24 protein-coding genes, 1 tRNA gene and 1 pseudogene are annotated in these 24,907 nt (G+C 64.9%); 6 read left to right on the forward strand and 20 right to left on the reverse strand.

Annotation, left to right across the window (positions count from 1 at the left end):
* Positions 1-318 precede the first annotated feature (318 nt).
* The 4 genes from DN824_RS22770 to DN824_RS20760 all read right to left on the reverse strand — a co-directional run bounded on the left by DN824_RS22770 (position 319) and on the right by DN824_RS20760 (position 3,672).
* On the reverse strand, positions 319-639 hold the full coding sequence (locus DN824_RS22770; RefSeq protein ID WP_241666752.1) for a hypothetical protein: 321 nt from the start codon (positions 637-639) through the stop codon (positions 319-321).
* Position 640: 1 nt separating this feature from the next.
* Positions 641-1,474, reverse strand: a complete 834-nt coding sequence (locus DN824_RS20750; protein ID WP_241666753.1) for an STY4528 family pathogenicity island replication protein — start codon at positions 1,472-1,474, stop codon at positions 641-643.
* Positions 1,475-1,826: 352 nt separating this feature from the next.
* Positions 1,827-2,864 carry a UV DNA damage repair endonuclease UvsE gene (gene uvsE / locus DN824_RS20755; RefSeq protein WP_138410261.1) on the reverse strand — a complete coding sequence of 346 codons (1,038 nt, stop codon included), beginning with the start codon at positions 2,862-2,864 and terminating at the stop codon, positions 1,827-1,829.
* Positions 2,865-2,967: 103 nt separating this feature from the next.
* Positions 2,968-3,672 carry a type II secretion system protein N gene (locus tag DN824_RS20760; protein ID WP_138410262.1) on the reverse strand — a complete coding sequence of 235 codons (705 nt, stop codon included), beginning with the start codon at positions 3,670-3,672 and terminating at the stop codon, positions 2,968-2,970.
* Positions 3,673-3,946: 274 nt separating this feature from the next.
* On the opposite strand from DN824_RS20760, the gene DN824_RS20765 reads away from it, so the two are divergent.
* A tRNA-Met gene (locus DN824_RS20765) sits at positions 3,947-4,023 on the forward strand.
* An 82-nt stretch (positions 4,024-4,105) separates the two neighbouring features.
* Here the strand turns inward: DN824_RS20765 and DN824_RS20770 are convergent.
* The 3 genes and pseudogenes from DN824_RS20770 to DN824_RS20780 form a co-directional block, all read right to left on the reverse strand.
* Positions 4,106-4,411: a HigA family addiction module antitoxin gene (locus DN824_RS20770; RefSeq protein ID WP_138410263.1), complete on the reverse strand. Its 306-nt coding sequence runs from the start codon at positions 4,409-4,411 to the stop codon at positions 4,106-4,108.
* 12 nt (positions 4,412-4,423) lie between these two features.
* Positions 4,424-4,702, reverse strand: a complete 279-nt coding sequence (locus DN824_RS20775) for a type II toxin-antitoxin system RelE/ParE family toxin (RefSeq protein ID WP_138410264.1) — start codon at positions 4,700-4,702, stop codon at positions 4,424-4,426.
* A gap of 54 nt (positions 4,703-4,756) precedes the next feature.
* A pseudogene (locus DN824_RS20780) lies at positions 4,757-5,119 on the reverse strand (tyrosine-type recombinase/integrase); the annotation flags it as partial.
* A 177-nt stretch (positions 5,120-5,296) separates the two neighbouring features.
* Here DN824_RS20780 and DN824_RS20785 point away from each other — a divergent pair.
* A complete protein-coding gene (locus DN824_RS20785) occupies positions 5,297-5,536 on the forward strand; it encodes a hypothetical protein (RefSeq protein WP_138410265.1) in 240 nt (79 codons plus the stop codon).
* A gap of 202 nt (positions 5,537-5,738) precedes the next feature.
* Here the strand turns inward: DN824_RS20785 and DN824_RS20790 are convergent, their stop codons facing one another.
* The 6 genes from DN824_RS20790 to otsB form a co-directional block, all read right to left on the reverse strand.
* Positions 5,739-6,593 (reverse strand): WecB/TagA/CpsF family glycosyltransferase, encoded by an 855-nt coding sequence (locus DN824_RS20790; protein WP_138410282.1) that lies wholly within the window; start codon positions 6,591-6,593, stop codon positions 5,739-5,741.
* 359 nt (positions 6,594-6,952) lie between these two features.
* Positions 6,953-7,870: a D-alanyl-D-alanine endopeptidase gene (gene pbpG / locus DN824_RS20795; RefSeq protein WP_138410266.1), complete on the reverse strand. Its 918-nt coding sequence runs from the start codon at positions 7,868-7,870 to the stop codon at positions 6,953-6,955.
* Between the two features lie 145 nt (positions 7,871-8,015).
* The gene (locus DN824_RS20800; protein WP_138410267.1) at positions 8,016-8,915 is read right to left on the reverse strand and encodes a DMT family transporter; all 900 of its coding nucleotides are present in this window, start codon (positions 8,913-8,915) and stop codon (positions 8,016-8,018) included.
* Positions 8,916-8,917: 2 nt separating this feature from the next.
* Positions 8,918-9,562 carry a carbonate dehydratase gene (gene can / locus DN824_RS20805; RefSeq protein ID WP_138410268.1) on the reverse strand — a complete coding sequence of 215 codons (645 nt, stop codon included), beginning with the start codon at positions 9,560-9,562 and terminating at the stop codon, positions 8,918-8,920.
* 80 nt (positions 9,563-9,642) lie between these two features.
* Positions 9,643-11,049, reverse strand: coding sequence for an alpha,alpha-trehalose-phosphate synthase (UDP-forming) (gene otsA / locus DN824_RS20810; RefSeq protein WP_138410269.1), 1,407 nt, complete (start codon positions 11,047-11,049; stop codon positions 9,643-9,645).
* Positions 11,046-11,837 carry a trehalose-phosphatase gene (gene otsB, locus DN824_RS20815; RefSeq protein ID WP_138410270.1) on the reverse strand — a complete coding sequence of 264 codons (792 nt, stop codon included), beginning with the start codon at positions 11,835-11,837 and terminating at the stop codon, positions 11,046-11,048. The genes otsA and otsB overlap by 4 nt, the downstream gene beginning before the upstream one ends.
* Before the next feature lie 155 nt (positions 11,838-11,992).
* On the opposite strand from otsB, the gene DN824_RS20820 reads away from it, so the two are divergent.
* A complete protein-coding gene (locus DN824_RS20820) occupies positions 11,993-12,532 on the forward strand; it encodes a hypothetical protein (RefSeq protein ID WP_138410271.1) in 540 nt (179 codons plus the stop codon).
* Here the strand turns inward: DN824_RS20820 and rimI are convergent, their stop codons facing one another.
* The 4 genes from rimI to DN824_RS20840 form a co-directional block, all read right to left on the reverse strand.
* Positions 12,533-12,985, reverse strand: coding sequence for a ribosomal protein S18-alanine N-acetyltransferase (gene rimI, locus DN824_RS20825; RefSeq protein WP_138410272.1), 453 nt, complete (start codon positions 12,983-12,985; stop codon positions 12,533-12,535).
* Positions 12,982-13,770: an energy transducer TonB gene (locus tag DN824_RS20830; protein WP_138410273.1), complete on the reverse strand. Its 789-nt coding sequence runs from the start codon at positions 13,768-13,770 to the stop codon at positions 12,982-12,984. The genes rimI and DN824_RS20830 overlap by 4 nt, the downstream gene beginning before the upstream one ends.
* On the reverse strand, positions 13,767-15,314 hold the full coding sequence (locus DN824_RS20835) for a 2-isopropylmalate synthase (protein WP_138410274.1): 1,548 nt from the start codon (positions 15,312-15,314) through the stop codon (positions 13,767-13,769). The genes DN824_RS20830 and DN824_RS20835 overlap by 4 nt, the downstream gene beginning before the upstream one ends.
* A gap of 151 nt (positions 15,315-15,465) precedes the next feature.
* Positions 15,466-16,083, reverse strand: coding sequence for a hypothetical protein (locus DN824_RS20840; protein WP_138410275.1), 618 nt, complete (start codon positions 16,081-16,083; stop codon positions 15,466-15,468).
* A gap of 219 nt (positions 16,084-16,302) precedes the next feature.
* On the opposite strand from DN824_RS20840, the gene mksB reads away from it, so the two are divergent.
* The 3 genes from mksB (at position 16,303) to mksF (ending at position 21,170) form a co-directional block, all read left to right on the forward strand.
* Entirely contained in the window at positions 16,303-17,544 is a 1,242-nt protein-coding gene (gene mksB / locus DN824_RS20845) for an Mks condensin complex protein MksB (RefSeq protein ID WP_138410276.1), read from the forward strand.
* Between the two features lie 108 nt (positions 17,545-17,652).
* On the forward strand, positions 17,653-18,339 hold the full coding sequence (mksE, locus tag DN824_RS20850) for an Mks condensin complex protein MksE (RefSeq protein WP_138410277.1): 687 nt from the start codon (positions 17,653-17,655) through the stop codon (positions 18,337-18,339).
* Complete coding sequence (mksF, locus tag DN824_RS20855; RefSeq protein WP_138410278.1) at positions 18,336-21,170, forward strand: Mks condensin complex protein MksF; 2,835 nt, start codon at positions 18,336-18,338, stop codon at positions 21,168-21,170. Before mksE ends, mksF begins: the two co-directional genes overlap by 4 nt.
* A gap of 89 nt (positions 21,171-21,259) precedes the next feature.
* On the opposite strand, the gene DN824_RS20860 is transcribed toward mksF, so the two are convergent.
* Genes DN824_RS20860 through DN824_RS20870 form a run of 3 tightly spaced genes read right to left on the reverse strand, consistent with a single transcriptional unit; the run spans position 21,260 to position 24,816 of the window.
* On the reverse strand, positions 21,260-23,557 hold the full coding sequence (locus DN824_RS20860; RefSeq protein WP_138410279.1) for a PqiB family protein: 2,298 nt from the start codon (positions 23,555-23,557) through the stop codon (positions 21,260-21,262).
* Positions 23,550-24,170, reverse strand: coding sequence for a paraquat-inducible protein A (locus tag DN824_RS20865; RefSeq protein WP_138410280.1), 621 nt, complete (start codon positions 24,168-24,170; stop codon positions 23,550-23,552). The genes DN824_RS20860 and DN824_RS20865 overlap by 8 nt, the downstream gene beginning before the upstream one ends.
* A complete protein-coding gene (locus DN824_RS20870; protein ID WP_138410281.1) occupies positions 24,157-24,816 on the reverse strand; it encodes a paraquat-inducible protein A in 660 nt (219 codons plus the stop codon). Before DN824_RS20870 ends, DN824_RS20865 begins: the two co-directional genes overlap by 14 nt.
* Positions 24,817-24,907: the final 91 nt, after the last annotated feature.

Raw genomic sequence — 24,907 nt, forward strand, 5'->3', positions numbered from 1 at the left:
CAGTGCGCCAGACGGCGCGGTAGGGATGAGTTCAAACAGACGAAGAAGGCTCCGCCCTGGGTAGGGCCGGTATGCGGTCGGAGCCTGGGCATACCTGGGGTGGCTCCACCCTGTCGGGCCAGCGCTTGCAGGAACCTGCGCTGTTGGGGATGCCGATGTACGAAGCCCATCGGTCTTGGCAACTGCCCGGTCAGTGTAGGGCGGCCATCATCATGTCTGCCGCACGCAATAGGATTCGGCATTCGCCCGCATTGCTGCTGGCGTGTGCGGGGCCGTCACTGCGGCTGGCAGTGACGGCCCATTTCGCGGCAACATTTACTACGCAGGATGCAGCTGCCATCCCCTGGTCTGCATTGCCTGCGCTGCAATGTCCCCAGCGTTCGTCGAGGCGTTCAGCATCTTGCGGATGTTGGCGATGTGCGCCAGGGCGGTTTCACGCGATGCCGGTTGCGCAGTCGGTTCTGGGCGGTCTTCGGTGCGCGGCGGAGCTGCAGGTCGATTCTCGGCAGGCCGTGGGGTGGCAGACATCTCCTTACGTCCTGCCCACAGACGGAACTCGCCCGCAAAAACGCGCTTCACCAAGGCGAAGAAGTAGGCCACGACATTGCGCACGGTGCCGCTCTGGCTGCGTGCTTGCAACTCATCGAGTACTTCCTGGCGATGCTGCGGCGGCAGCCGCCGCAAGGCGGCCTGCACATCCTTTTGCTGATCTGCCTGGGCATTGCTCAGGCAAGGCGGCAAGCTCACCGAATGCGATGCCGAATGGCCGTCGCCTTCGCGCGCGGTACGTACGTTCTTTTTTATACATATACGTCTTATACGTACCGCCCGGCTCAGCCGTCATGTGGCGAGCGTGTCCGGTCTGTTGCGGAACAAGCGTGCTGCCAGCGGAGTCGCCAGACAATGGCAGTGGGTCGGCTGCCTCGCTTGCCTGCGATGGCGGCGTAGGGGGCAAATCATCGTCATCGTGGCGCTGATCGTGGGTCGCAATGGAGGCGGTTTCAGGTGCCTGCGCCAGCGTTGCCTGAATGTGGACAGCCACCCGATCCACCTGGTTGTTTTCGTGGCCGATAGACCCTTGCAGAAGAGCGGGCAGGCTGGCATCGAGCGTGCAAGCCTGTTGGAAGTCGAGGGCGCTTTCGTGAACCTGATACAGCTCGCTGAGCACATGGCCGGTCAGAGGATCGCGCTGCTGGCCCACCAGACTGATCCACCCCGTCAGCCGAAGCACGACGAGAACGCGCCGGGCCGTCTCGTACCCGGCCCGCTGCCCCAGCGGGGTAGAGGTGAGATAGCGACGCAACTGCCCCAGGTTTGCCAGCGGACTGATGCCCTCCGCAGAGCGCAGCATGCGCAGCACCTGCCAGCCATTGCGCTCCAGCGGCGTGAGGCGAGCATCGAGCATGAGCGAGGCGGGCGTGGTGAACAGGGCATCTTGCCCCAGCGGGTTGTGGCGGGTGTGATGGTCTGCCATGAGAGTTCTCCGAGGTCTGGGCCCCAGCGGCCCGTTCCCCTGCATCTCATCGCGTACCGTTCCAGGCGTCAGCCAACAATGCGGTCTGCGCCATACCCGTTTTATCCGGCAGGCGCAGCGCTGGCACCGGCATCCAGACTGATCTATCATCCCGATACCCCTATGGGGGTACAACTGGGGGTACTTCCAGCGATTCCCGCAAAGGCCGTGGCCCGATTTCCCCGCGAAACCTAGTGCTCACGGCCCTTTGCCGACCGATCAACGTTTAAACGTGTGATCAACGTCTGAGCACGCCTCCGTCAAAAAGCCCGGCCATGCGCCGGGCTTTTTCATTATGGGCGGCCTCTCGGCGTCACGCGCTCGAAGCTTGCGGGTCCTGCTCGAGGTAATCCCGATGGAAGTCCAGCGTCGCGAGGTTCTTGTCCTTGCACTCGAACATGATGTCGAAACGATCGAGAAACGCGCACGCGTAGCGGTTGGTCCAGCGGTTCCACATGCGTTTGCTGTGGCTGTAGAGGTCGCGCTTGCTGACCTTCGCGAGCAGCCTGGGCATTTCGAGCTTGTCGTCAGCGCTGAAACCGAGCGCCATCAGGCTTTCCGGCGGTTGCGAGTAGTGCATGGTCGGCCGCACCCCGCGCCAGCTTTCCAGAATCCGGTCGATGCGCGGATCGTTCGGATCGATGTAGCGCTCCTCGTTGATCCAGCAGTGATGGATATCCAGCACCACCGGCGCGAGATCGGCCAGTGCCAGGCAATCGTCGACGCCGTAGGTCTTCTCCTCGTTCTCGAAGGTGATGCAATGGCGCGCCTCCTGGGAAAGCCTCGGCCACAGGGCGCGGATGCCCTCCCCGCCCAACCTGCCGGCGATATGCACGTTGCACTTGAAGTCCTGAAATTGCCGGCCGTAGCCCATCATGCGGATCATGTCGGCGTGGTATTCGAACTCAGCAAGACTGTTCTCCACCACCTGCGACTTGTCCGAGCCGAGCACGCAGTACTGCCCCGGATGCATCGATAATCGAATGCCATGCGCCCGGGCAAGCTCGCCGATGCGAGCGAAGCGCGCCTCCAGCAACGCCCTGACCTCGGCGCACCGATAGAAACCATTGACCTCGGCGTGGCTGTAGAACGGCAGCAGGTCACTGCTCAGCCGCAGCATCCGCAACGCGGCGGGCAGCGTGGCGACATACTCCAGCAGCCGGGCCTGGGCATCCAGATTGTGTTCGATGATCGCGTGAAGCTTCTCCTGCGCCTGATCCGGCGAGACGCTGCCCAACCAGCGCAGGGTGGTCGAACGCGGATTGAAGGCGCGCTCGATCAGCTCCAACTCCTTGAGCGACTCGCTATGGCCAGGGTGGCGGTACATGCAGGCGAAACCGATTTTGGACATCCAACGCTCCACTCACGGCCGCGCAGACTGTCTGCGCGGGGGTCTAGTCGTTAGTGCCCGTACCGCCGCCAGCGTGCCGCCGAGCCGACGAAGCGTCTTGCGCCTACCAGGACAGCGGCTGGTCCACCTGATGCTGATCGCGGCTCACCATACCGAAGTCCTGCGCCAGCCGCGCGCTCGTGCCACCAGGGACCAGACCACCCCGCACGTGACCCCGCCCCCCATCGGGATCGAGCTCGAACAGCAGGTCATGCTGACCGGGACGTTGCAGCCGTAGACGCACCGGCAGTGCCGCACCGCAGTCGAGGCTGAACTCGGCGCTGCCGAATGCCACGGGCGGAAACGCCCACGAGGCTTCATCGGCCTGCAGCGCGCCACTGGAACTCCGGCATCCGCTGCGGTCGCCCTCCAGATGCATCTCGCCATCGAAGCGGGCCTGCAGCAATCCCAGCTCGCCGCCCTGCATCCAGAGCAGATCACCGCCTGTCACGACCGCCCCCCAGCGCCACGGCCAGCCAGACAGCCGCCCCTGCCAGTCGCCCTCCCCGGCGAGCCCGAGTCGCACATCGAGCACGCCGTTGGCGCGCAGCTGCCAGGCCCAAGGGCCGATCGGCTGGTTGCGCCAGTACAGCCGCTCGGCCGTTCCCGCATACAGCGAGCCCCCCACGCCCTGGACGCGCATATCCTCAGGCAACACCCGAGGCAGCCACTGCGCCGCCGGCCAGAACAGCAACAGCCCGAACAGCAGGGCAAGCACCAGCAGGCACGGCAGAACGAGTCGCACCACTGCGGAACGAGAACGGCTCATGGCCGGCCTCCCACCACGGGCAGGACGCCTCGGCAACGCAGGGAAAGAGATGATGAGGAACGATCGAAGCCAGCCATCGGGATACGCCTGCAGGTCGCCAGCGCACATGCGCCAAGCCCGCCTGTCTACCTGCTCGCCCGCCCGCATGCAACCGCGACAGGCCTCACACCCGCCAAACGGCCGCCGATCTCTCGCTAACCGCTTGAAAGCACGTAAAAAAGCGCAACTGCAGGGTTGACAGCACGAACGCGGCCGAGAATAATGCGCGCCACTCGGCTACGTAGCTCAGCTGGTTAGAGCATAGCATTCATAATGCTGGGGTCCGGGGTTCAAGTCCCTGCGTAGCCACCATACAAAACAAGGGTTTACCGAAAGGTAAGCCCTTTTTTGTTGTGCTCGATGACTACTGAGTGACTACACCGCGCCTACGCGGTTAGCCAGCAGCCCGCAGCGGTTCAATCTCGTGCTCTATCTCTTCGCCGTTTGCCGCGTAGGTAGTCGCCAAAGAATAGTCGGACTGAAGGTTCATCCAGAACTGAGCGGAAGTGTCGAAGTAACGACCCAGGCGAATTGCGGTATCGGCAGTAACACCACGACGCTCACGCACGATGTCATTGATGGTCGGAGCCGATACGTGCAGAGCACGGGCAAGCGCAGCGGGAGTGATGCCCAGCGGGTCTAGAAATTCTTCGCGCAGCACTTCACCAGGGTGAACGGGGCGCATGCCGTTAATTGTCATGTAGCCACCTCCTCAGTGGTAATCGACGATTTCAACCTGCGTAGGGCCTGCGTCTGTCCAGACAAAGCAGATCCGCCACTGGTCGTTGATCCTGATGCTATGTTGCCCGACTCGGTTGCCCTGCAATGCTTCCAGTCTATTGCCCGGCGGGGAGCGAAGGTCTCGTAGCTCCGTTGCCGCATTGAGCATCGCGAGCTTTCGTGTGGCGACGCTCAAGATATTCCCCCAACGGCGAGAGCTTCCTGACTCGAACATCGCCCGGGTTTCATCGCATCTGAAACTCAGAATCACGCTTTAATCCTTAACGTTAAGCGTTAATGAATCATATACCAATTGGTAAACTCGTCAACACGCGCTGATCGAATGGCCCGCCTGAGCCAGCGGGGACAGCCGTAGCGCCGACTCCAGATGATCCGGCGACAGGTGCGCATAGCGCATCGTCATCGTCATCGTCATCGTCATCGTGATCGACGAGTGTCCTAGGATTCGTTGCAGGCTGAGGATGTCACCGCCCGCCATCATGTAGCGACTGGCGAAGGTATGCCGCAGGATGTGGGTCAGTTGTCCAGGCGTCGCGAAGCCACAGCGCTTGTAAGCGCCTCGGAACGCCGACCGGCATGGCATGAACAGCCGACCATTACCCGGCATTCCCAGCTTCAACGCGATCTCTTCCACTTCCTTCGGGATCGGCACAGACCGGAACTGCCTTGCCCGCAATTCAAGCGCCCCCCACCTCGTCCCCTCTCCTGCGAGGCAGCTGACTCCCTGTGCCGACCGGCCTCTACAACCAGAAACGAACGCCGTCCATCCTCGTCACATCCGGATGCACCCTTTGCGCGGATTGGGCTCCAATGTCGGGCCTTTGAATGTTTTGGAGACGCGCCCATGCTCAGAGCGATCGCCCTCGCCTCTCTTCCTATCCTGTTGGCGGCCTGCCAGGCGGTGGAAACGGTGCCACCCGCTGCGCCCGACGACGAGTACATCTTCGCCTGCGACGGTGCCAGCGCTGGCTGGGCCGATTGCGAGGAGCTCGCGCGCAAGGCCTGCCCGAACGGCTACCGCACGCTTGACGACGAGCAGAACACGGGTCGGACCGAATTGCGTATTCGTTGCACCCCGGGCTGAAGAGGTCGTCTTCGACGGGTCATAGCTTTGCGCCAGGCAAGAAAAAGCCCGCTCAGGGGCGGGCTTAAAAACACATCAAGGGAGCTTGGGCTGCTCCTTCAGCCTGGTACCGACTTTACGCGCCAGGGCGTCAAGTTACGGTGAAGGGCGTGTAAAGAACATGTAAGGCCCCAATGGCACTTCACCAGCATCGCTGAACGAACTACTCCCCGGGGCCGGTGCCCTTGGAGCGCTCCTTAAGACGACTCTCCCCGGCATGCGGGCGATGGGCCAGCGGAGGCCGGCTGACGCCATGCCCCTGCGTGACACGCTTGAGGCGTTGCTTTCGCAGCCGCCGTTCGCGCAGGTAGGCGGCCGGCAGGAACATCGCATCTTCCAGGTAACGCTTCACCAGGCGACGAGGATCACCGAGCATGCGGTGCAGCCACTCCAGGCGCATCCGCTGCATCCAGCGCGGCGCACGCTTGAGCGTACCGGTAGCGAAAGAGATCGAAGCCCCGATGCAGAATCCCATGCCGGTGCGCTCGTCCCGGCGAATCAGGCTGGCCAGAATTTCCTGTCGCGGCGCACCGACGGCATAAAACACCAGCTCCGAGGGATTGTTGCGAACGAACCGCAGGCAGCGCTCGACTTCGTCGGGACGGTCGATGAAGCCCATCGGCGGGTTGTAGTGAAACAGGCAGATCGAGGGATAAAGGATGCGCAGCCGCTCGCATTCCTCGTCCGTGGAGCCGATGAGCACCAGCCGCAGGCGTTGCTTGTCGGCCCAGCGAAGCAGATCCAGGGTCAGGTCACTACCGGGAATGGTCTGCTCGATGGCGATGCCCAGGCGGCGCATCAGCAGCTCGAGTATGCGGCTATCGCAGATGCGCAATCTGGCGCCCGCATAGGCTTCGCGCAGTGCCTTGCTGCGTTGCAGCAGCACCAGGTGATCGACGTTGGGAGTCACCACATATGAATAGGGTTTATGCACCGCCTGGGCGATATCGCTCAGCAAGGAGGCTTTGCTGCCGGTGTAGAAGTCCACGCCAAATGCCCAGGCAGTCTCTTGTGACAGCATATCGCCCCCCTTTTGAATGCGATTCCGGCCGCGCCGTATAGCCGGACCACGACCTCGAAAACCGTTCGGGGGCTTGCAACGCAAAAAGCACGCAAGGCTGTAAAGCTTGATCTAGAGCGCCCCGACTGTATAGCGGGCATTCTTTCAATGCAGACGGGATGAAACAACCCGCAGGGCAAAAAATGAGAAGAGGTCTTATTTCCTGAAAAAGGAACGAACCGTTCGTCGGCGCGGAGATGCAGGAATTTCTCAGCAAGAACGACTGAGAGTCAGCAGCACGGAAGATGTAACAGGAAATTTATTCATATATTGCCAACCCCTGGAGACCTGCTGCCGTGGCCTCCAGGGCGCATGGGTCACTGCACGGCGTGCAGCTGACGCACGGCAGGGCTGCGTTGTTGCTTGTAGGCCAGCGCGGCAGCTGGCACCGGCGTGATCCGGCCGGTTTCCAGCCAGGTGCGCAGGCGGCTGGCATCGGCGATGTGGGTGTACTTGCCGAAGGCATCGAGCACCACGAACGCGACCGGACGCTGGTTCATCACCGTCCGCATGACCAGGCAGTGTCCGGCGTCATTGGTGAAGCCGGTCTTGGTCACGTTGATCTTCCAGTCCGGCTTGCGCACCAGGCTGTTGGTATTGCGAAAACCCAGCGTGTAGTTCGGCTTGGTGAACGCGACAGTCCGTTCGGGCGTCGCGCTGAGTTCGCTGATCAGGGGGTACTGGCCGGCCGCCTGCAGCAGCCGCACCAGATCGCGCGCAGTCGAGACGTTGCCCGCCGACAGCCCGGTCGGCTCGACAAAGTGGCTATGACTCATGCCGAGCGCCTGCGCCTTGGCGTTCATCGCCTTGATGAAGCCGGGCACGCCGCCGGGATAGTGGTGGGCAAGACTGGCCGCCGCCCGGTTCTCCGAGGACATCAAGGCGAGCAACAGCATGTCGCGGCGACTGATGACGCTACCCAGGCGCACCCGCGAAAAGACGCCGCGCATCTCGGCGACGTCGCTGATCACGATCGGCAGGCGCTCGTCCAGCGGCAGGTTGGCGTCGAGGGTCACCATGGCGGTCATCAGCTTGGTCACCGAGGCGATCGGTGCGACCGCATCGGGATTGCTCGAATAGAGCTCCTTGCCGGTTTCGAGATCCACCAGCATCGCGCTGCCGGCGGCGAGTTCCTGGACGGTGGTGGAGGTTCGGCTGGGGGTTGCAGTCGCGCCGGTCGCGCCGAGTGCAAGGGACGAAAACAGCAGGCAGAGGATCGAACGACGGAGTATCACGACAGCTCCTTGACGTGGCGGACAGCGTAGCGCTTTGCTGGCGCAGTGTACGCCTTGCGACGCCGTCGGCAACTATCGCGTCTGCAATCGTTCGAATGTGACCCTCCGCCTTGCCAGTACCGCCCTGCTCAGCGGATGCAACGCTTCAGCGCAGGGCCGGACGCGTGGCCAGCAGGAGACCGGCGAAGATCATCGCCCCGCCCACCCAATGGAACAGCTGCAGCGTCTCGCCCAGCACCAGCCAGCCGAGCAACGCCGTGAACAAGGGCATCGAATAGCTGGTGATGGCCGCCTTCGCCGCGCCGACCACCCGCACGCCGTGGTTCCAGGCCAGGTATGCCACCAGCGACGCGCACACCGCCGTGTAGGCGACCGCGCCGAGGTTGCCGGCCGTCACCGCGAAGCCGCCCACCTGGGACAGCTCCCACAGGTAGAACGGCAGGATCATCGGCACGCCGAGCAGCACCAGCGTGCCCAGCAGCACCAGGGGCGGCAGGCCGAGCGCCGGCGTCCAGCGCCGGATCAGCAGCGTGTACAGCGCCCAGACCACCACCGCCAGCAGCATCACCAGATCGCCCGGGTTGAACACCAGGCCCGTGAGGTTGGCCAGGCTGCCACGGCTGATCAGGGCGACCAGCCCGGCCGCCGCCACGCCGAGCCCGATCCAGCTGCGCCGCTCGGGCCACTCGCCGAACAGCAGGCCGCCTCCGATGAAGGTCGCCAGCGGCAGGCAGGTGTTGACCAGGGTGAGGTTGATCGCGGCCGTGCTCTGGGCTGCGGTATAGAGCAAGGAGTTGTAGCAGCTGATGCCCAGCGCGGCGAGCACCCAGAGCCGCCAGCCGGCACGCCGGAGCGCCATGCGGTGTTGCCACATCGGCCGCGCGACGAACGGCAGCAGGATCGCCAGCGCGGTGAGCCAGCGCCAGAACGACAGGCTCAGCGGCGGGATGTCCTGGTAGAACGCCCGGGCGACCAGAGCGTTGCCGCCCCAGCACAGGCAGGCGACGAGCAGGCCGCAGTAGGCGAGAACCAGGCGCGACGGCACGGTCAGGCTTGGCCGAGTGGACGCAGGCGATATTGCGGCGGCAATTGCTCGGGACCGCTGACGGTCACGTTGAGGTTTTTCCAGAGGCCGTCCTTGATGCCGTAGATGCAGCCATGGACCTGCAGCGGCTGCCCGCGGTGCCAGGCATTCTGGACGATGCTGGTGTGGCTGACGTTGGCCACCTGCTGGATCACGTTGAGCTCGCACATCCGGTCCACCTGCTCCTCCTCGGTCGGCAGGCTGGAGATGTGCTCGCGGTGCTCGTAATAGAGGTCGCGGATGGTGCGCAGCCAACCGTCGATGAGGCCCAGCTGGCCATCGCGCATCGAGGCCCGCACGCCACCGCAGCCGTAGTGGCCGGTCACCAGGATGTGCTTGACCTTGAGCACGTCGACGGCGAACTGGATGACCGACAGGCAATTGAGGTCGGTATGCAGTACCACGTTGGCGACGTTGCGGTGCACGAACAGGTCGCCCGGAAGCAGGCCGACGATCTCGTTGGCCGGCACCCGCGCATCGGAGCAGCCAATCCACAGGTATTCGGGTGTCTGCTGCTTGGCCAGCTTGGCGAAGAAGCCCGGGTCTTCTTCGTTGATCGCTTCAGCCCAGCGCTTGTTGTTCTCGAACAGCGAATCCAGATCGCTCATCATTTGCCCTCTGACAGCCGACACGCACCTTACGAATCGATCCCGCCTTTGACAAGCCTGTCGAGAACGGGGTCACACCTTCAGGAGGCGTAGGCCTGCGCGCTGAAGTCCTTGGGCCGGGACACGAAGGAACGCAGATCGCGCAGGAAATTGTCGCGCCAGGCGTCCAGATCGGCCGCGCGGATCGCCCGCATCATGTGTTCGTAACGGTCCTTGCGCTCCTCGAGCGGCATGCGCAGGGCGCGGTCCAGCGCTTCGGCCATGCCGATGCGGTCGTAGGGATTGATGATCAGCGCCGAGGTCAGTTCGCGCGCGGCTCCGGCGAAGCGCGAGAGCACCAGCACGCCGGGGTCGGCGGGGTCCTGGGCGGCGACGTACTCCTTGGCGACCAGGTTCATGCCGTCGCGCAGCGGCGTGACGAAACCGATGTTGGCCGCCCGGAACAGGCCCATCAGCACCCGTCGGTCATGGCTCTTGTTGAGGTAGTGCAAGGGCGTCCAGTCGAGGTCCGAAAGGCGGCCGTTCAGGTGCCCGGCCTCGCTTTCGAGCTGCTCGCGGATGCGCTGGTAGGTCTTGACGTCCGAGCGCGAGGTCGGCGCGATCTGGATGAATTCGACGTTGCGCCGGTGCTCGGGGAAGCGATCGAGGAACTCTTCATAGGCCAGAAAGCGCTCGAGCAGCCCCTTGGAATAATCCAGCCGGTCGACGCTGATGATGGTCTTGCGCGGCCCGCCTTCGGTATTGCGCCCCACCGGATGACGGCGCCCCTTGTAGGACTCGGCCACCTTGGCGATCTCGTCGGGTACGACGCCGATCGGGTAGACGCCGGCGCGAAAGTTCTGCCCGTAGGCGGTCAGGCTGCCGTCGGGTTCGACCAGCCCACGGACCTCGCGCACGATGTAGTCCTGAAACGCCAGCCGGTCGGTCTCGGTCTGGAAGCCGATCAGGTCGTAGTAGCAGAGCGTCTTGAGCAGCTCGTTGTGCGGCGGGATGGCGGTGAGGATTTCCGGCGCCGGAAACGGGATGTGGAGGAAGAAGCCGATACGGTTGCGAATGCCGAGCATCCGGCAGGCTTCGGCGAACGGGATCAGGTGGTAGTCATGAATCCAGATGATGTCGTCGGGCTTGAGCAGCGGCTTGAGCTTTTCGGCGAGCATCACATTGACGCGGCGATAGCCGTCGTACTCTTCGCGGCTGTATCGAGCCAGGTCGATGCGATAGTGGAAGATCGGCCACAGCGTCGCATTGGAGAAGCCGCGGTAGTACTGATCGTAATCGCGCTTGTTGAGCCCCAGGGTCACGTAGTTGATGTTGCCCACCGTCTCGCTATGGGTCTGGGGGTTGGCGGACACCTCGCCGCTCCAGCCGAACCAGATGCCGCCGGACTGGCGCAGGGCCTCGTATACGCCGACGGCCAGGCCGCCCGCCGCCGGCTTGCCCTCGCGAATGGGCGCGACCCGATTGGAAACCACGACTAAACGGCTCATGACTGTCCTTCACTCTTATTGTTCGAAGAAACGGCACCGGGCGCTTGTGCAACGCTCAGCAACTCGCTCAACCAGAGGCTGACGGCGGCGACTGAATCGAGTCGCCGCCGGGCCAGCGTTTCGCCCGTGCCCACTTTAAAGGTATAGCCACCCAGCTCATCGACCACGGCAAAACCGGCCTCATCGGTGAGGTCGTCGCCGACGAATACCGGCACGCGCCCCTGGAATGGCGGCTCACGCATCATGTCGCGAATGACCTCGCCCTTGCTCGCCCCCTTGGGTTTGAGTTCGAACACGCACTTGCCCGGCTGCAGGCTCAGCACGTCGGCATGGCGGCGGGCGAAATCCTCGGCCAGCTCGCGTACCTGGGGTTCGAGCTCCGGCGCCTGGCGATAATGCAGGGCGAAGGCGACACCTTTGTTTTCAAGCATCAGGCCCGGGTAGCTGCGGCAGGCCGCGGTCAGCTCCTGCTCGATGCGCGCCAGGGCCTGGGTGTCCAGCTTCAGGTGATGAAGGGTGCCGTCGATGCCGCGGCGTTCCGCGCCGTGAACGCCGGCAGCAGGCAGGCGCAGCGGAGAAAGCAGGCGGTCCAGCTCCTCGATGCGGCGTCCGGAGACGACCGCCACCGGCACACCCAGAACCTGCATCTGTTCGATCGCGCGCAACGTCGGCGGAGGGATGAACACCAGTTCCGGGCGGGGCTGGATCTCGGCCAGCGTTCCGTCGACATCGAGGAAGAAAGCGCAGCGCTGGAGATCCAGCGGGGATGAATCCTGTTGAGTAGTCATGCTCTGTCAGACTGCCGATGAGCCTTGGTGGTTCGCCTTTTTTGCACGACTACCGGTACCCACGTGTCCGCCCGGCTTGCCGTCGCATGCCCTGAATCTTTCCCCGACTGCTCGGGTCACAGCTGCAAGAGCGCTGTTTCCAGCAGGAGGATTCCATGAACGACAAACCCTACACGCCTACCGAAATCGACGATACCGAAGACCGCATGGGCTCGATGGAGCAGCTCGATTTCAATCAGCGCAAGGACGACCGCGTCGGGCGCATCGGTGATGAAGTGCCGGCGCAGGATATCGAGAACGGTTTCCCGCCCGAGCGTGAGGCCGAAGCCGGCATGACCGCCGGCGAGGTGCCGTCCGGCGACACCACGATGGATGAGCTGGCCCCGGAGACCCTGATCCCCGACGACGGTTCGCGCTCGCCGAACGAAAAAGGCCATGGCCTGCCCGCCGACCAGGATCTGTCCGTGGTCAGCGAACACAGCATCGGTGCCGACACCGGCCTGGACGAGGCCGAGGAAGGTCGCCGTCATCCACTGGACGGCAAGCGCTGGGACGGGCCGGCCGACGGCGACGAGGACACCGGCGTCAGCGACGGCAATGCCGTGCTCAGCAGCGACGAGGACGTGCTCTCGGACGAGGAGCTCGAAGGCGACGCACCCCTGGACTCGGGGCGCGACAAGGCACCGGGACGCTGATCAGTCCAGCAGCGTGCAGGCCATCACCAGCGCATCTTCGCGCCCACCGGTGGCCGGGTAATACCCGCGCCGCCGGCCGATCTCGTTGAACCCGTAGCGCTCGTAGAGACGATAGGCCGGCAGGTTGCTGGCGCGCACTTCGAGAAAGCATTCGCGCGCCTCGCACTCCCTGGCGCGCGCCATGAGGTGCTCGAGCAGACGGAGCCCCAGCCCACGCCCCTGGCTTTGCGGCTTGACCGTGATGTTGAGCAGATGCGCCTCGTCGAGGATCACGTTGATCACCCCATGGCCCACCTGCTGCTGCCCCTCGAACATCACCCAGCATTCGTAGGAGCCGAGGCTGTCGGTAAAGATGCCGCGAGTCCAGGGATGGCTGAACGCGGCGAATTCGATCTTCAGGACTTCGTCGATATCCGCCTCGGTCATCCGGCGGAAACTTACCGCGTCACTCATGTCTGTTCGTTCCAACGGACCTTGCTGCGGCGCAACGCCTTCCACACATCGGCCTTGCGCTCGGGTTCTTCCATCATCTGTTCGAGGCCCGGCATGGCGAACGCCGGGCCGATGCCCTCGACATTCAGCTCCCGGTTGCAGGCATCCGCCTCGACTTCACCGGCAAACCGCAGCGCAGGCAGGCCAACCAGCCAGAGGCAGGCACAGCGGGTCTCTTCGAGTTCCGCCGCAACCACTCCCTGCACGTAATCCCGCGCGGCCTGGGCGCCCTGGTCGAGGTTGCCGCCGTGCAGCAGCGGCCAGCGGATCGGCTCGCCGTCCCCGACCTGGGTGGGGCTGTCCGGCAGGCCGGCGGCGCGAAGCAGATCCTTGAGCAGCAGATAGGCCGGGTCGCGGCTGGCGAACGGCTCCCCCGTGGGCAGCTCCACCAGCAACAGACAACTGCCGGCGCGCAGCAGTTGCAGCGCAAAGCGCGGCGGCGGCACGACGGGCGCCGCGGGCTCGCTGGTCGCCACATCCGGGCTGGCGGCTACGGCAGGCTTGGGCTCGGGCAGCGAGACGCGGGGGCGCGGCACCTCTATTTTCTTCTGCGAAGGCGATGCGGCCGATGGCTCGGCTGCGGTCTCCGGGGCCGGCGTCGACGACCTCAGCTCGGGCTCCGGTTCCGGCTCGGGCTGCAGCAGGTACGCGCGCGAGGGCGCGGCGAAGGGCAGCTCTACCCGGGGCAGCCAGCTGTCCACCTGCATCGCATCGAGAAAGGCGCGGCGCCGCGCTTCGGCGATCAAACCGCAGCCGCCTGCGGGTGGGCCTTGGCATTGGCCTGCATGAGGTTGAGCGCATTGAGGTAGGCCTTGACCGAGGCGACGATGATGTCGGTGTCGGCGCCGTTGCCATTGACGATGCGCCCGCCCTTCTCCAGCCGCACCGTGACCTCGCCCTGGGAGTCGGTGCCCGCGGTGATGGCATTGACCGAGTACAACTGCAGCGTCGCCGACGAGGCGGCGATCGACTCTATCGCCTTGAAGGCCGCATCCACCGGCCCGGAACCCTGCGCGATGGCCCTGCGCACCTGGCCGGCGACCCCGAGCATCAGCTGCACCCGCGGCAGGCTGCCGGTCTTGCTCGTCACCTCGAGGCTGATCAGGTTGAAATGCTCCGGCGCATCGTTGCCCAGCGTATCGGAGACCAGCGCCTGCAGGTCCTCGTCGAACACCTCGTGCTTCTTGTCCGCCAACGCCTTGAACCGGGCGAAAGCGGCATTGAGCTCCGCTTCGTCGGCAAGGGAAATGCCCAGCTCCTCGAGCCGGGTGCGAAAGGCGTTGCGCCCGGACAGCTTGCCCAGCGAGAGCCTGTTGGTGTGCCAGCCGACCGACTGCGCGGACATGATTTCGTAGGTCTCGCGGTGCTTGAGCACACCGTCCTGATGGATGCCGGACTCATGGGCGAAGGCATTCGCACCGACGATGGCCTTGTTCGGCTGCACCGCGAACCCGGTGATGCCGGACACCAGCCGCGACGTGCTAAGAATCTGCTCGGTCTCGATGCGGGTGTGCAGGCCGAGCAGGTCCTGGCGCGTACGGAGGGCCATCACGATCTCCTCCAGCGCGGCGTTGCCGGCCCGCTCGCCCAGGCCGTTGATGGTGCATTCGACCTGCCGCGCCCCCGCGACCACGGCGGCCAGCGAGTTGGCCACGGCCAGCCCGAGGTCGTTGTGGCAATGCACCGAGAACACCGCCTTGTCGGCGTTGGGGATGCGCGCGAGCAGCTCGCCGAGCAGGGCGCCGTATTCGTGGGGCACCGCATAGCCGACCGTGTCGGGAATATTGATGGTGCGCGCACCGGCCTCGATCGCCGCCTCGATGATGCGGCAGAGAAAATCGATCTCCGAACGCCCGGCGTCTTCGCAGGAAAACTCGACGTCGCCGCACAGGTTGCGCGCCTTCTTCACCGCCCTCACCGCCTGCTCGACCACCGCCTCGGGCTGCATGCGCAGCTTGTACTGCATGTGGATGGGGCTGGTGGCGATGAAGGTGTGGATGCGGCCGGAACTGGCGCCGGCCAGCGCTTGCGCGGCGCGCTCGATGTCGGCGTCGACCGCGCGCGACAGGCTGCACACGGTGCTGTCCTTGATGGCATCGGCGATCGCCTTGACCGCGGCGAAATCACCGGGACTCGCGACCGCGAAGCCGGCCTCGATCACGTCCACCTTCAAGCGCTCCAGGGCCTTGGCGATGCGCAGCTTCTCTTCACCGGTCATCGACGCGCCGGGGCTCTGCTCGCCGTCGCGCAAGGTGGTATCGAAAATGATGACGCGGTCGTTGTGGCCCATGATGTGCTCTCCTCACGCCTGGCGCAGATACGCCAGGATCAGCTGCGGCCTGTCGCCGTGGACGCCGATGCAGCAATGAGGTGAATTGTCGCCGGAAACCCGCCAATGGCGAAAGCCTCGCCGCCGGCCAATGTACCGATCGGTTGACCGTTCAGGCGTTGCAGCCCTGGCGACACAGGCCGATCAGGTGATCGGCGATCGCAGCCCTGAGCGCATCGAGCTGCGCCTGGGAACAATGGCGCATGCGCTTGAGATTCAACCGGTGCAGATGCAGCGAGGGCACCCGCGCCTCGTACTCGCGCAGATCGCCCTTGATCAGGACCGGCAGGAACTGTTCGTCGCGGGCCCGGTAGCGCTGAATCAGCAACCGCAGCCCATCGAGAAACGGCATTTCCCGGGACGGCGCGAGCCGATGCACGCCGGGAATCTTGAGAAACAGGCCGGCGCCACCGACCGTCTCGCCAGGCAGCAGCTGAATACCGGTGGGTTCCACCGCGTCGGCCGGAATGTCGTGGAAGGTGTCCTGCCACGCCTGCTCGCTGGGCAGGATGGTGATGCCGCCCTGATTCTCGTCGGGCACCACGAAACTGTAGGTGCCGTAGAGCTTCTCCACGTAGCTGGAATAAACGCACAGGCGGCACTCGAAGCGCCGCAGGAAAGCGATCGCCTCGTTGCGATCGGTGATGGCATCGAGATCCCAATCCAGATCGTCCTGCTCTTCGAGCTCCTTCCAGCGGGCGGCGGCATAGGCGGCGGACGTAACGGGCATGGGCATTCCAAAGGGGCTCTCGCTCCCCCAACGCAGGAAGCGTGCCACGGCGCAGGGCGGCAACCGGCGTGGGTTGCGCACGCCGTACGGCAGGGCCGGCCTGACCGATGGCGACATAAAATGTCACATCCGGCCCGCCTGGGGTCAGCCGATCGGCGATGGCTGAGCCTGCGGCGCTTCTGCAGTACAATTGGCGCTTTTGCAAAACCGGCCCCTTCGATGATCGAACCCAAGCGCGTCCTGCGCGCCCTTGCCGAACACTGGACGTTGATCGAGCCGCTCTGCGAGCGTTTCGACCAGGGCACCCTGAGCCTGATCGAACTGCGCCAGCAGCTCTCCGGCCAGCTGCCCGAAGGCACCCCGACGGACATCACCGCCCTGCTCGATCAGTGGATACGCCTGGACATCCTGGTCCCGGTGGCCAAGAGCCCGAACCGCTTCGAACTCAACGCCCAGATCCACGACTTCCTGGCCTACCTGCGCCGCGAGCACCGGCTCGGCCTGTGCCTGGAAATCGAAGCCTACCTGCGCCACCTCGAGCGCCTGGCCGGTTACATCCAGGACGCCTTCGAGGTCCGCGACGCCCACGACCTGGCCCGCCAGCTGCGGCTGCTGGACATGCGCGTACGCGATGTCCTGAAGAAGCTCGACAACGACGAGCAGGCCCTGGTCGGTGTCGCCGACCGGGCCAAGACCAGCGACCGCCAGATCCCGCTGCGCCAGCGCTACGCCGAAGTGCTGGCGACCTGGGACGAGTACGTCGAGCCGATGATCCAACTGGTGGCGGCCGACGGCGCCTTCGAGCAGGGCGTGCGGCGTGTCGAACAGGTCCTGCTCAAGCTGCTCGGCGACCAGCAGCGTCTCGGCCAACTGGTCGACGATGACCTGCTGCTGCGCACCCATGCGCGCATCCTGGAGATGCAGACCACCGCCCAGCTGACCCTGCGTCGAGCCCGCGAACTGCTGCTGCCGCTGCGCGAGGAAGCCCGTCGCCACAACGCGGTGACCCGCGGCGCGGCGCTCGCCCTGTCCGTGATCCGCAAGAAGGGCATCGACGCCGTGCCGCAGGCCTCGATGCCGCTGTTCAGCCGTCCGCAGAGCACCTTCCTCGGCAGCGCCGCCCAGGTCGAGGCCTACGTCTACGCGCTGGCCCGCTTCGAGCCCAAGCCGGCCAAGTTTCCCAAGGCCGCGGCCGGGCGCAAAAGCGGCTCGCCGCAGGCACCGCGCACCGCGCGCGAGATGCTCGATCGCTGCGAGCAGGCACTGCCCCTGCCGGATCTCATGACCTGGCTGCTGGAACAGGAACCCGAAGGCGCCACCGACGAGCTGCTCTACTGGTTCTCGCGCCTGTCGCGTGACGCCCGTTTCCAGCGCGAACGCCTGGAGCGCCGCGAGTACCTGACCCGCGAACACTGCGTCAGCCTCAGCTCGTTCGCCCTGGTGGCCAACACCCATGGTTGAGCCTTACGCGGGGCGGACGACGCGAAGCCTGTCCGCCCCTGATCGCACCGAACTTTCCGCTGGACGAGGCCTTGCCCTTGTCCGCCCAACGATCTTCGAGCAACCTGAATGAACATCGACCTCAAGGAAATGACCCAGCTGGCGCCGATCTTCCGCGAGCTGTTCAAGGGCTATCACCTGTCGCGCAGCGAGCCGGAGTGCTATGCCCAGCTGTCCAACCTGCAGGACCAGTACCGCGCGCTGTTCAAGGCGCTCGGCTTCGAACTGGTCTGCGATCCGCGCGGTTTCTATTACTTCGTCCCCGAGCAGATGGGCGCCCAGGTGAACAAGACGGCGCAGCGCCTGGCCCTGTTCACCTTCATTCTGGTCGAACACATCGCCGACCAGGGTCGCGACCCGCTGGCCGTGCTCGACGGCGGTACCCTCGGCCGCGACGAGCTGCCGGCCCTGCTCGACAAGTACCGCGACCTGTTCGTCCAGGCCGAGGTCACCAGCCAGGAAGAACTCGAGGAAAAGATCATCCGCCGCCTGCTGCAGTTGGGCTTCGCCGAGGACAGCAACGGCATCTATCGCTTCCTGCCGCCAATGCACCGTTTCCTCGACGTCTGCCTGTCCGTCCAGCAGGACCGCGACCTGGCCGCGAGCCTGCACAGCAGCGACCTGTCGCTGCCCGCCCCGGTGCTGATCGACGAAGGCGAGGAAGAAGACATCATCGCGCTCGACGAAGACGCCGGGCAATCCGAGGAACAGGCCCTGGCCCGCGCCATCGCCGAAGAACAGGAGCTGCAAGCATGAGCGCCGAACGTTATGGCATCCGCCGCTTCGCCCTGCTCAATACCGCCGGCTACAGCCTCGGCATCTTTCCGCTTGAAACGCCGCTGTCGGTCTACGGCGCCAACAACCTCGGCAAGAGCGCCTCGATCAACGCGCTGCAGTTCCCCATCCTGGCGCGCATGTCCGACATGAGCTTCGGCAAGTACAGCCTGGAGCAGTCGCGCCGTTTCTACTTCGCCACCGACACCAGCTACATTCTGGTCGAGGTCATGCTGCCCCATGGTCCCCACGTGATCGGCGTCGCCGGCCGTGGGCCGGGTGGCGGCTTCGGCCACCAGTTCTTCGCCTATGCCGGCTCCCTGGACCTGGCGCATTACCAGGAGAACGGCACCTGCCTGCGTCAGCGCGAACTGTTCAAGAACCTCGGCCAAGCCGGCATCACCGCCTATGAACTCAAGCCCGACGAGCTGCGCCGCCTGCTGGTCGGTGGCCACACGTCCATTCCCCTGGACCTGACCCTGATCCCGCTGCGCTCGACCAGCGAGCAGAGCCTCAAGACCTTCCGCGCGTTGTTCATCAACCTGCTGCACATGCGCGAGATCACCGCGGCCAAGCTCAAGCAGCTGTTCCTCGATGCCTTCGAACACAGTCTGCGTTCGGGCAGCGTCGATTACATCGCCGCCACCGAAGAGGCCTTTCGCGACGTGCGCCGCATGGAGGGCGACTACCAGGCCCTGGTGACGGCCGGTCCGCTGATCGAAGCGCTGGCCGCAGGCGTCGCCCAGCGTGAAGTGCTGCGCGGCAAGCTGCACCGCCTCTCGCCGCTGCTCGACTCGCTGCTCGGCACCTGGCAGGACTACGCCGATGCGCGCCGCGAAGAGCTGGTCATCCAGGCCGAACACTATCGCCGCGAGCAGGACGGGCTGCAGAACGAACAACGCGGCGACACCGCCGAACTGATGCGCCTGGAGCGCGAGATCAGCGATATCCAGCGCTGGCTCGGCGAACTGGCGGTACTGAGGAACCGCTTCGCCCTGGTCGAAGACGCCAAGGTGCTCGAAGCCGCCCTGCTCAGCGCCAAGGATGCCCACGACGAACTCGCCGGCGCCCTGGCGCAGTCCCGCCAGTTCAGCAGCGAAGACCTGGACGAGCGGGTACGCGACTTGGAGCAGCGCCTCAAGTCGGTCCGCCAGCAGCTCGATCACGCCGACAACAACAGCTATTCCCGCCTGCGCGAAGAGTTTTCCCAGGCGGACGTCGACCGTCTCATGCGCCTGTTCAACGGCCAGCTGTTCAGCCTGCCGCTGGGTACCAACGGCATCGCGCTGGACGACGACGATCGCTGGGTCAAATCCCTCGAGGCCATTCTCGACGGCTTCAAGGGCGAGCGCTTCGAAGTGCCGGGCCTTTCCATCGACCTGTCCCACATCGAGCCGCCTGCCCTGCAGGCGCTGGCCGACCGCGCCGCCCTGCGCGACCAGCGCGATCGCCTGGAGCGCGAACTCAAGCAGCTGCGCGCGCAGCAGGCCGTCGCCGTCGACCGCACCGCGAGCAAGGCGCAGGCCGAGCAGCTCTACCAGGCGGTACTCGATGCCCAGAAGGCCCTGGAGGACTACCGCCGCAGCCAGACGCTGGCGGCCGAGGAGTCGCAGAAGCTCGAGCAACTGGCCCAGGCCGAGGCCGCACAGGACGACTACAAGCGCGCCAGCGAGGCCTTCACCGAACGCGTCCAGCAGCTGTCGGCCAAACTCCAGCTGGTCGGCCGTCAGCTGGCCGACCTCGAAGCCAAGCAGCGCACCCTCGAGGATGCGCTGCGCCGTCGCCAGCTGCTACCGGCGAACCTGCCGTTCGGCACGCCGTTCATGGAGCCGGTCGACGACTCGCTCGACAACCTGCTACCGCTGCTCAACGACTACCAGGACAGCTGGCAGGCCCTACAGCGCGTCGACGGCCAGATCGAGGCGCTCTACGCCCAGGTTCGCCTCAAGGGCGTCGCCAAGTTCGACAGCGAGGACGACCCCGAGCGACGCCTGCAACTGCTGGTCAACGCCTATGCCCATCGCCAGGACGAAGCCCTGACCCTGGCCAAGGCCCGGCGCGCCGCGGTGACCGATATCGCCCGCACGCTGCGCAACATTCGCAGCGACTACGACAACCTGGAACACCAGCTGGCGCTGTTCAACCGCGAGATCAACAAGCGCCAGGTCTCCAACCTCGCCAGCTTCCGCATCGTGCTCGCGCCCAACAAGGATGCGCTCAAGCACATCGACCAGATCATCCACAGCGCGGGGCAATACGAAGAGGGCGAAACGCTTTCGGTATTCGACCTGCAGCAGAGCAGCGAACAGGACACGCGCAACGAGGAAGCCAAGGAGTACCTGGCCCGCCTGGTGGCGGCGAACAACAACCAGCTGGGGCTCAAGGACCTGTTCGAGCTGGCATTCGAGATCACCAAGGTCGGCGGCCAACCGGTCATCCATACCGACATCGACGGCGCGGCGAGCAATGGCACCACCATGACCATCAAGGCGCTGACCAACATGTACCTGCTGCTGCACCTGATGGATCGCGACCAGGCCGGGCGTATCCGCCTGCCCTACTACCTCGACGAGGCCGCGGACATCGACGAGCGCAACCAGCAGGCGTTGATCGAAACCAGCCAGCAGCTGGGTTTCGTGCCGATCCTGGCCTCGGTCAAACCGCAGGTGTCAGCGCAGGTGGCGATCGATCTGGAAGCGGGCAGCGGGCCCAACGGCATCTACATCGACGAGGCCGACTGGAAATACATCGCCCGCCGAGAGCCGCAGGGCACGTCGGCAGCGCCTTCGCAGACCGAGGCGCAAACCGCCTGAGAAGGGTGCGCGCGGTCGGGCCACGCTCTGCGGCCCGAGGATGTCACCAAGCGGCGGGCTTGCCCTGAAGGCAGGCCCGCCGCCCATCTTCATGGCTTGAGCGGTATCTTCGGCGACCAGCCCAGCCATTCGTCACGCACGTTCTTGAACAGCACGAAGGTCTGCCCCGGCAGCGCCGCGTTGCCCATCTGATCGCCTTCCGGCGTCGCGAAGGCGATGCCCCCTTCGATCATCGACTCGAGCGAGTCGGTACGGAACTGCGCGCCCTTGAGCAGGCTGATGTCGACACCGAAGCCACTGGTTTCCCAGAAACGGCTGCCGGTGTGCACCAGAGGCGCATAGCGGGGCTCGATCAGCACCCTGATCAGCACGCGATCGCCGTTGGGGCCCAGCTGGTAATCGAGTACCCGTCCCACCGGCACCTCGCGGTAGGTGACCGAATTGCCCGACTTGATCGAGCCGAGCCGATCGGCACTGAGCACCAGTTGCAGCCCCTCGAGCGCCGGCTCCAGCGGCGCCTGGTCCAGAGCGACGAAGTCGTGCTGACGCGATCCGCCGCGCTTGCCGGGTTGCAGTTCGAGGTAGGGCCCAGTGACCAGGGTTTCGAGGTTGGCGGTGCGCATCAGGCCCAGCTCCGGACGCACCACCCAGAACGCCGAGCCGGCTCGGGTGGTCGCCTCGATTGCGGTGGTGATGCGGGCATTGAGCATCACCGCGCTCAGGTCTTCGGTGAGCTCCACCGTCTCGACCCGTCCGACCTCGATGCCCTTGAAGCGAATGGGTGTGCCGGCCGACAGGCCATCGCCGCGCTCGACCCGGATACGGATCTGCTCGCCCACCTGCATCGCCGCCTCGCGATTCTTGTGCAGGCTGTAGCGCTGGACCCGCTTGCCGACCGGCGCCTCGGGGTCAGGCGTCTCGAAGGCGATGCCACCGGCCAGCAGGCTTTGCAGCGACTCGCTGCGCACCTCGATCCCGGATAGGCCGCCCGTGAGGGAGATCCCGCTGGCGTTCCAGAAGCGCGTCGAGCTGTTGATCAGGTTCTCGTAAGCCGGCTCGATATGAACCCCGACGATGACCTGCTGCAGGTCTCGGGAGAACTGGTAGCTCTGCACCGACCCCACGCGCACCTGGCGGTAGAGCACGGGGCTTCCGACATCCAGCGATCCCAGCTGGTCGGTAGCCAGCACCAGATGCCGGCCCGGCGCGCGGACGTCCAGCGGCGGCGCCTTGATCCGCGCCTGGAATTCCCGGCGCGGCGCGGCGCCCTTCTCACCCGGACGGATCGCGATGTAGTTGCCCTTCACCAGCGCCTCGAGGCCATTGATGCCGGCCAGCGAGATCGAAGGCTTTACCGTCCAGAAGTCGGTGCCCTCGACCAGCGATTCCTCCATCAAGGGGTCCATGGTCAGCTCCGCGGTTGCCGCGGTGAGGTCGCTGTCGACGCTCAGCACCTTGAGCGTACCGACCTGCATCCCCTTGTACATGACCGGCGTACGCCCGGCCTGCAGCCCTTCGAAGTCTGCCAGGCGCACCGAGACCTTGATGCCGGCCTGGGCCGCATCGAAATCGTCATAGAGACGAAATGGAAGGCTTGGGTCGGTGGGCGGGCTGTCCTTGCGGTACTCCGGCGTGGCGAAGGCGATGCCGCCGGCGACGATGCTCGCCAGGGATTCGGCGTGAACCTTGACGCCAGAAAGATCCGCATCGACGGTGAACCCGCTGGCGTTCCAGAAACGCGTGTGCTTGCGGACCAGATCCGCATAGGCCGGCTCGATATACACCTTGATCTCGACCGTATGCTGGTCGTCGGCGAGTACGTAGTTCTTCACCTGGCCGACCTGGATCTGCTTGTAGAACACCGGGCTGCCGCGGTTGATCGAACCCAGTCGCTCCGCCTTGAGGGTCAGGTGCAGGCCCGGCCGGGCGTCGGACATCGGCGGTTCCTCGGATAGCGCGGTGAAGGTACGCGCCGCTTCGCCGCCGCCCGGGGCGACGCCGATGTAGTTGCCCGAGACCAGGGTTTCCAGGCCCGTGATACCGGCCAGGGTCACGCTGGGCCTGACCAGCCAGAAACGCGTGTCCTGCCGCAGATAGTCCTCGGCGCTCTTGTCGATCTCGAGGGTGGCGATGACGCCACCGCTCCCTTGGCTGCCGTCGAGCGTCAACGCGCGTACGGCACCGATGGACATGCCCTTGTAGACGACCTGCGTCTTGCCCACCTCGATGCCTTCGCCACTGTCGAAGACCACCTCGATGGTGATACCGCGCTGGCTGTAGGCCTGCCAGGCGAGCCAGCCTCCGATCAGGAGGGCGATCAGGGGCAGGATCCAGATGGCCGACCAGTTGGAAGCCGGGCGGGTTCGGGCGACTGGAAGGTCAGTCATGGTGCTTGGGGGTCTCCGTGTTGTCCCAGATAAGGCGCGGATCGAACGTCAGCGCGGCGAGCATGGTCAGGATCACCACGCTGGCGAAGGCCACTGCACCGAAACCGGCTTCCACACTGGCCAAACTGCCGAAATTCACCACCGCGACCAGAATCGCGATGACGAAGATGTCGAGCATCGACCAGCGGCCGATCCACTCGATGAAGCGAAACATGAATATCCGCTGTCGCGGCGAAAGCCGCTGGCGGCGTTGCACGGAAACGAGCAACAGCCCGATGCCCAGCAACTTGAAGGTCGGCACGACGATGCTCGCCACGAACACCACGGCCGCGATCGGCAGCATGCCGTGCTGCACCAGGGTGATCACGCCGGACATGATGGTGTCGGGCTTGCCCTGCCCCAGGGAGCGCACGGTCATGATGGGAAGCAGGTTGGCCGGCAGGTAGAGCAAGGCGGCCGTGATCAGCAATGCCCAGGTTCGACCAAGGCTGTTGGGGCGCCGCGGATAGATGCGTGCGCCGCAGCGCAGGCAGCTCTGGCCATCGGGGTCGATCAGCCGATTGAGCTGGTGGCACTCGTGGCAAAGCAGCAGGCCGGCATCAATCGCGCGCATCGTCACGCACCGACAAGGCTTCCCATACCTGATGGGGGGACATGATGATCTCCAGGAATATCTGCACCAACAGCAATCCCACGAAGCAGGCCAGCCCGACGCCCAGGCTCAGGTCGGCCATGTCGTTCAACTTGATGATCGAGACGAGAATCCCGAGCAGATAGACTTCGAGCATTCCCCATTCACGCAAATGGTGGTACGTGCGGTAGAGCAGCAGCCCGCCACGACGCCCGCGCCCGGATACGATGCTCAACAGCACCGCCAGCTGGCAGAGCAGCTTCATCAGCGGGACAGCCATGCTGCAGAGGAACACCACCACCGCGATGCCCTCCATGCCGCTCCGATAGAGACCGAGCACACCACTCCACACGGTCTCGTGAGCGGTACGCCCCATCACGTTCAGGTACATGATCGGCAGGAAATTGGCCGGTACGTACAGCAGCAAGGCGGCAATCACCAAGGCCAGACTGCGACCGATGAAGCGGTCGCGCTCGGTATGCAGGCCATAGCCACAGCGCGGACATTCGGCCTGCTCGCCAACCTTGAGTTCGGCCTTGAGCATCAGCAGATCACATTCAGGGCAGGCGGCGAGTCGCTCCGACGGCAGATCGATCAACGAAACGCTATCGACTGAGTCCTTTGGCATTCCTGAACTGGCCTCGCGGGCAAAATCGCCATTCTAAGGGATCGCGTTCCGGCGCGTCGCAGCTAGCCGCGATTCCGCGGCACCATTCGGC

The sequence above is a fragment of the Stutzerimonas nosocomialis genome, from assembly GCF_005876855.1.
Classification (GTDB): Bacteria; Pseudomonadota; Gammaproteobacteria; order Pseudomonadales; family Pseudomonadaceae; genus Stutzerimonas; species Stutzerimonas nosocomialis.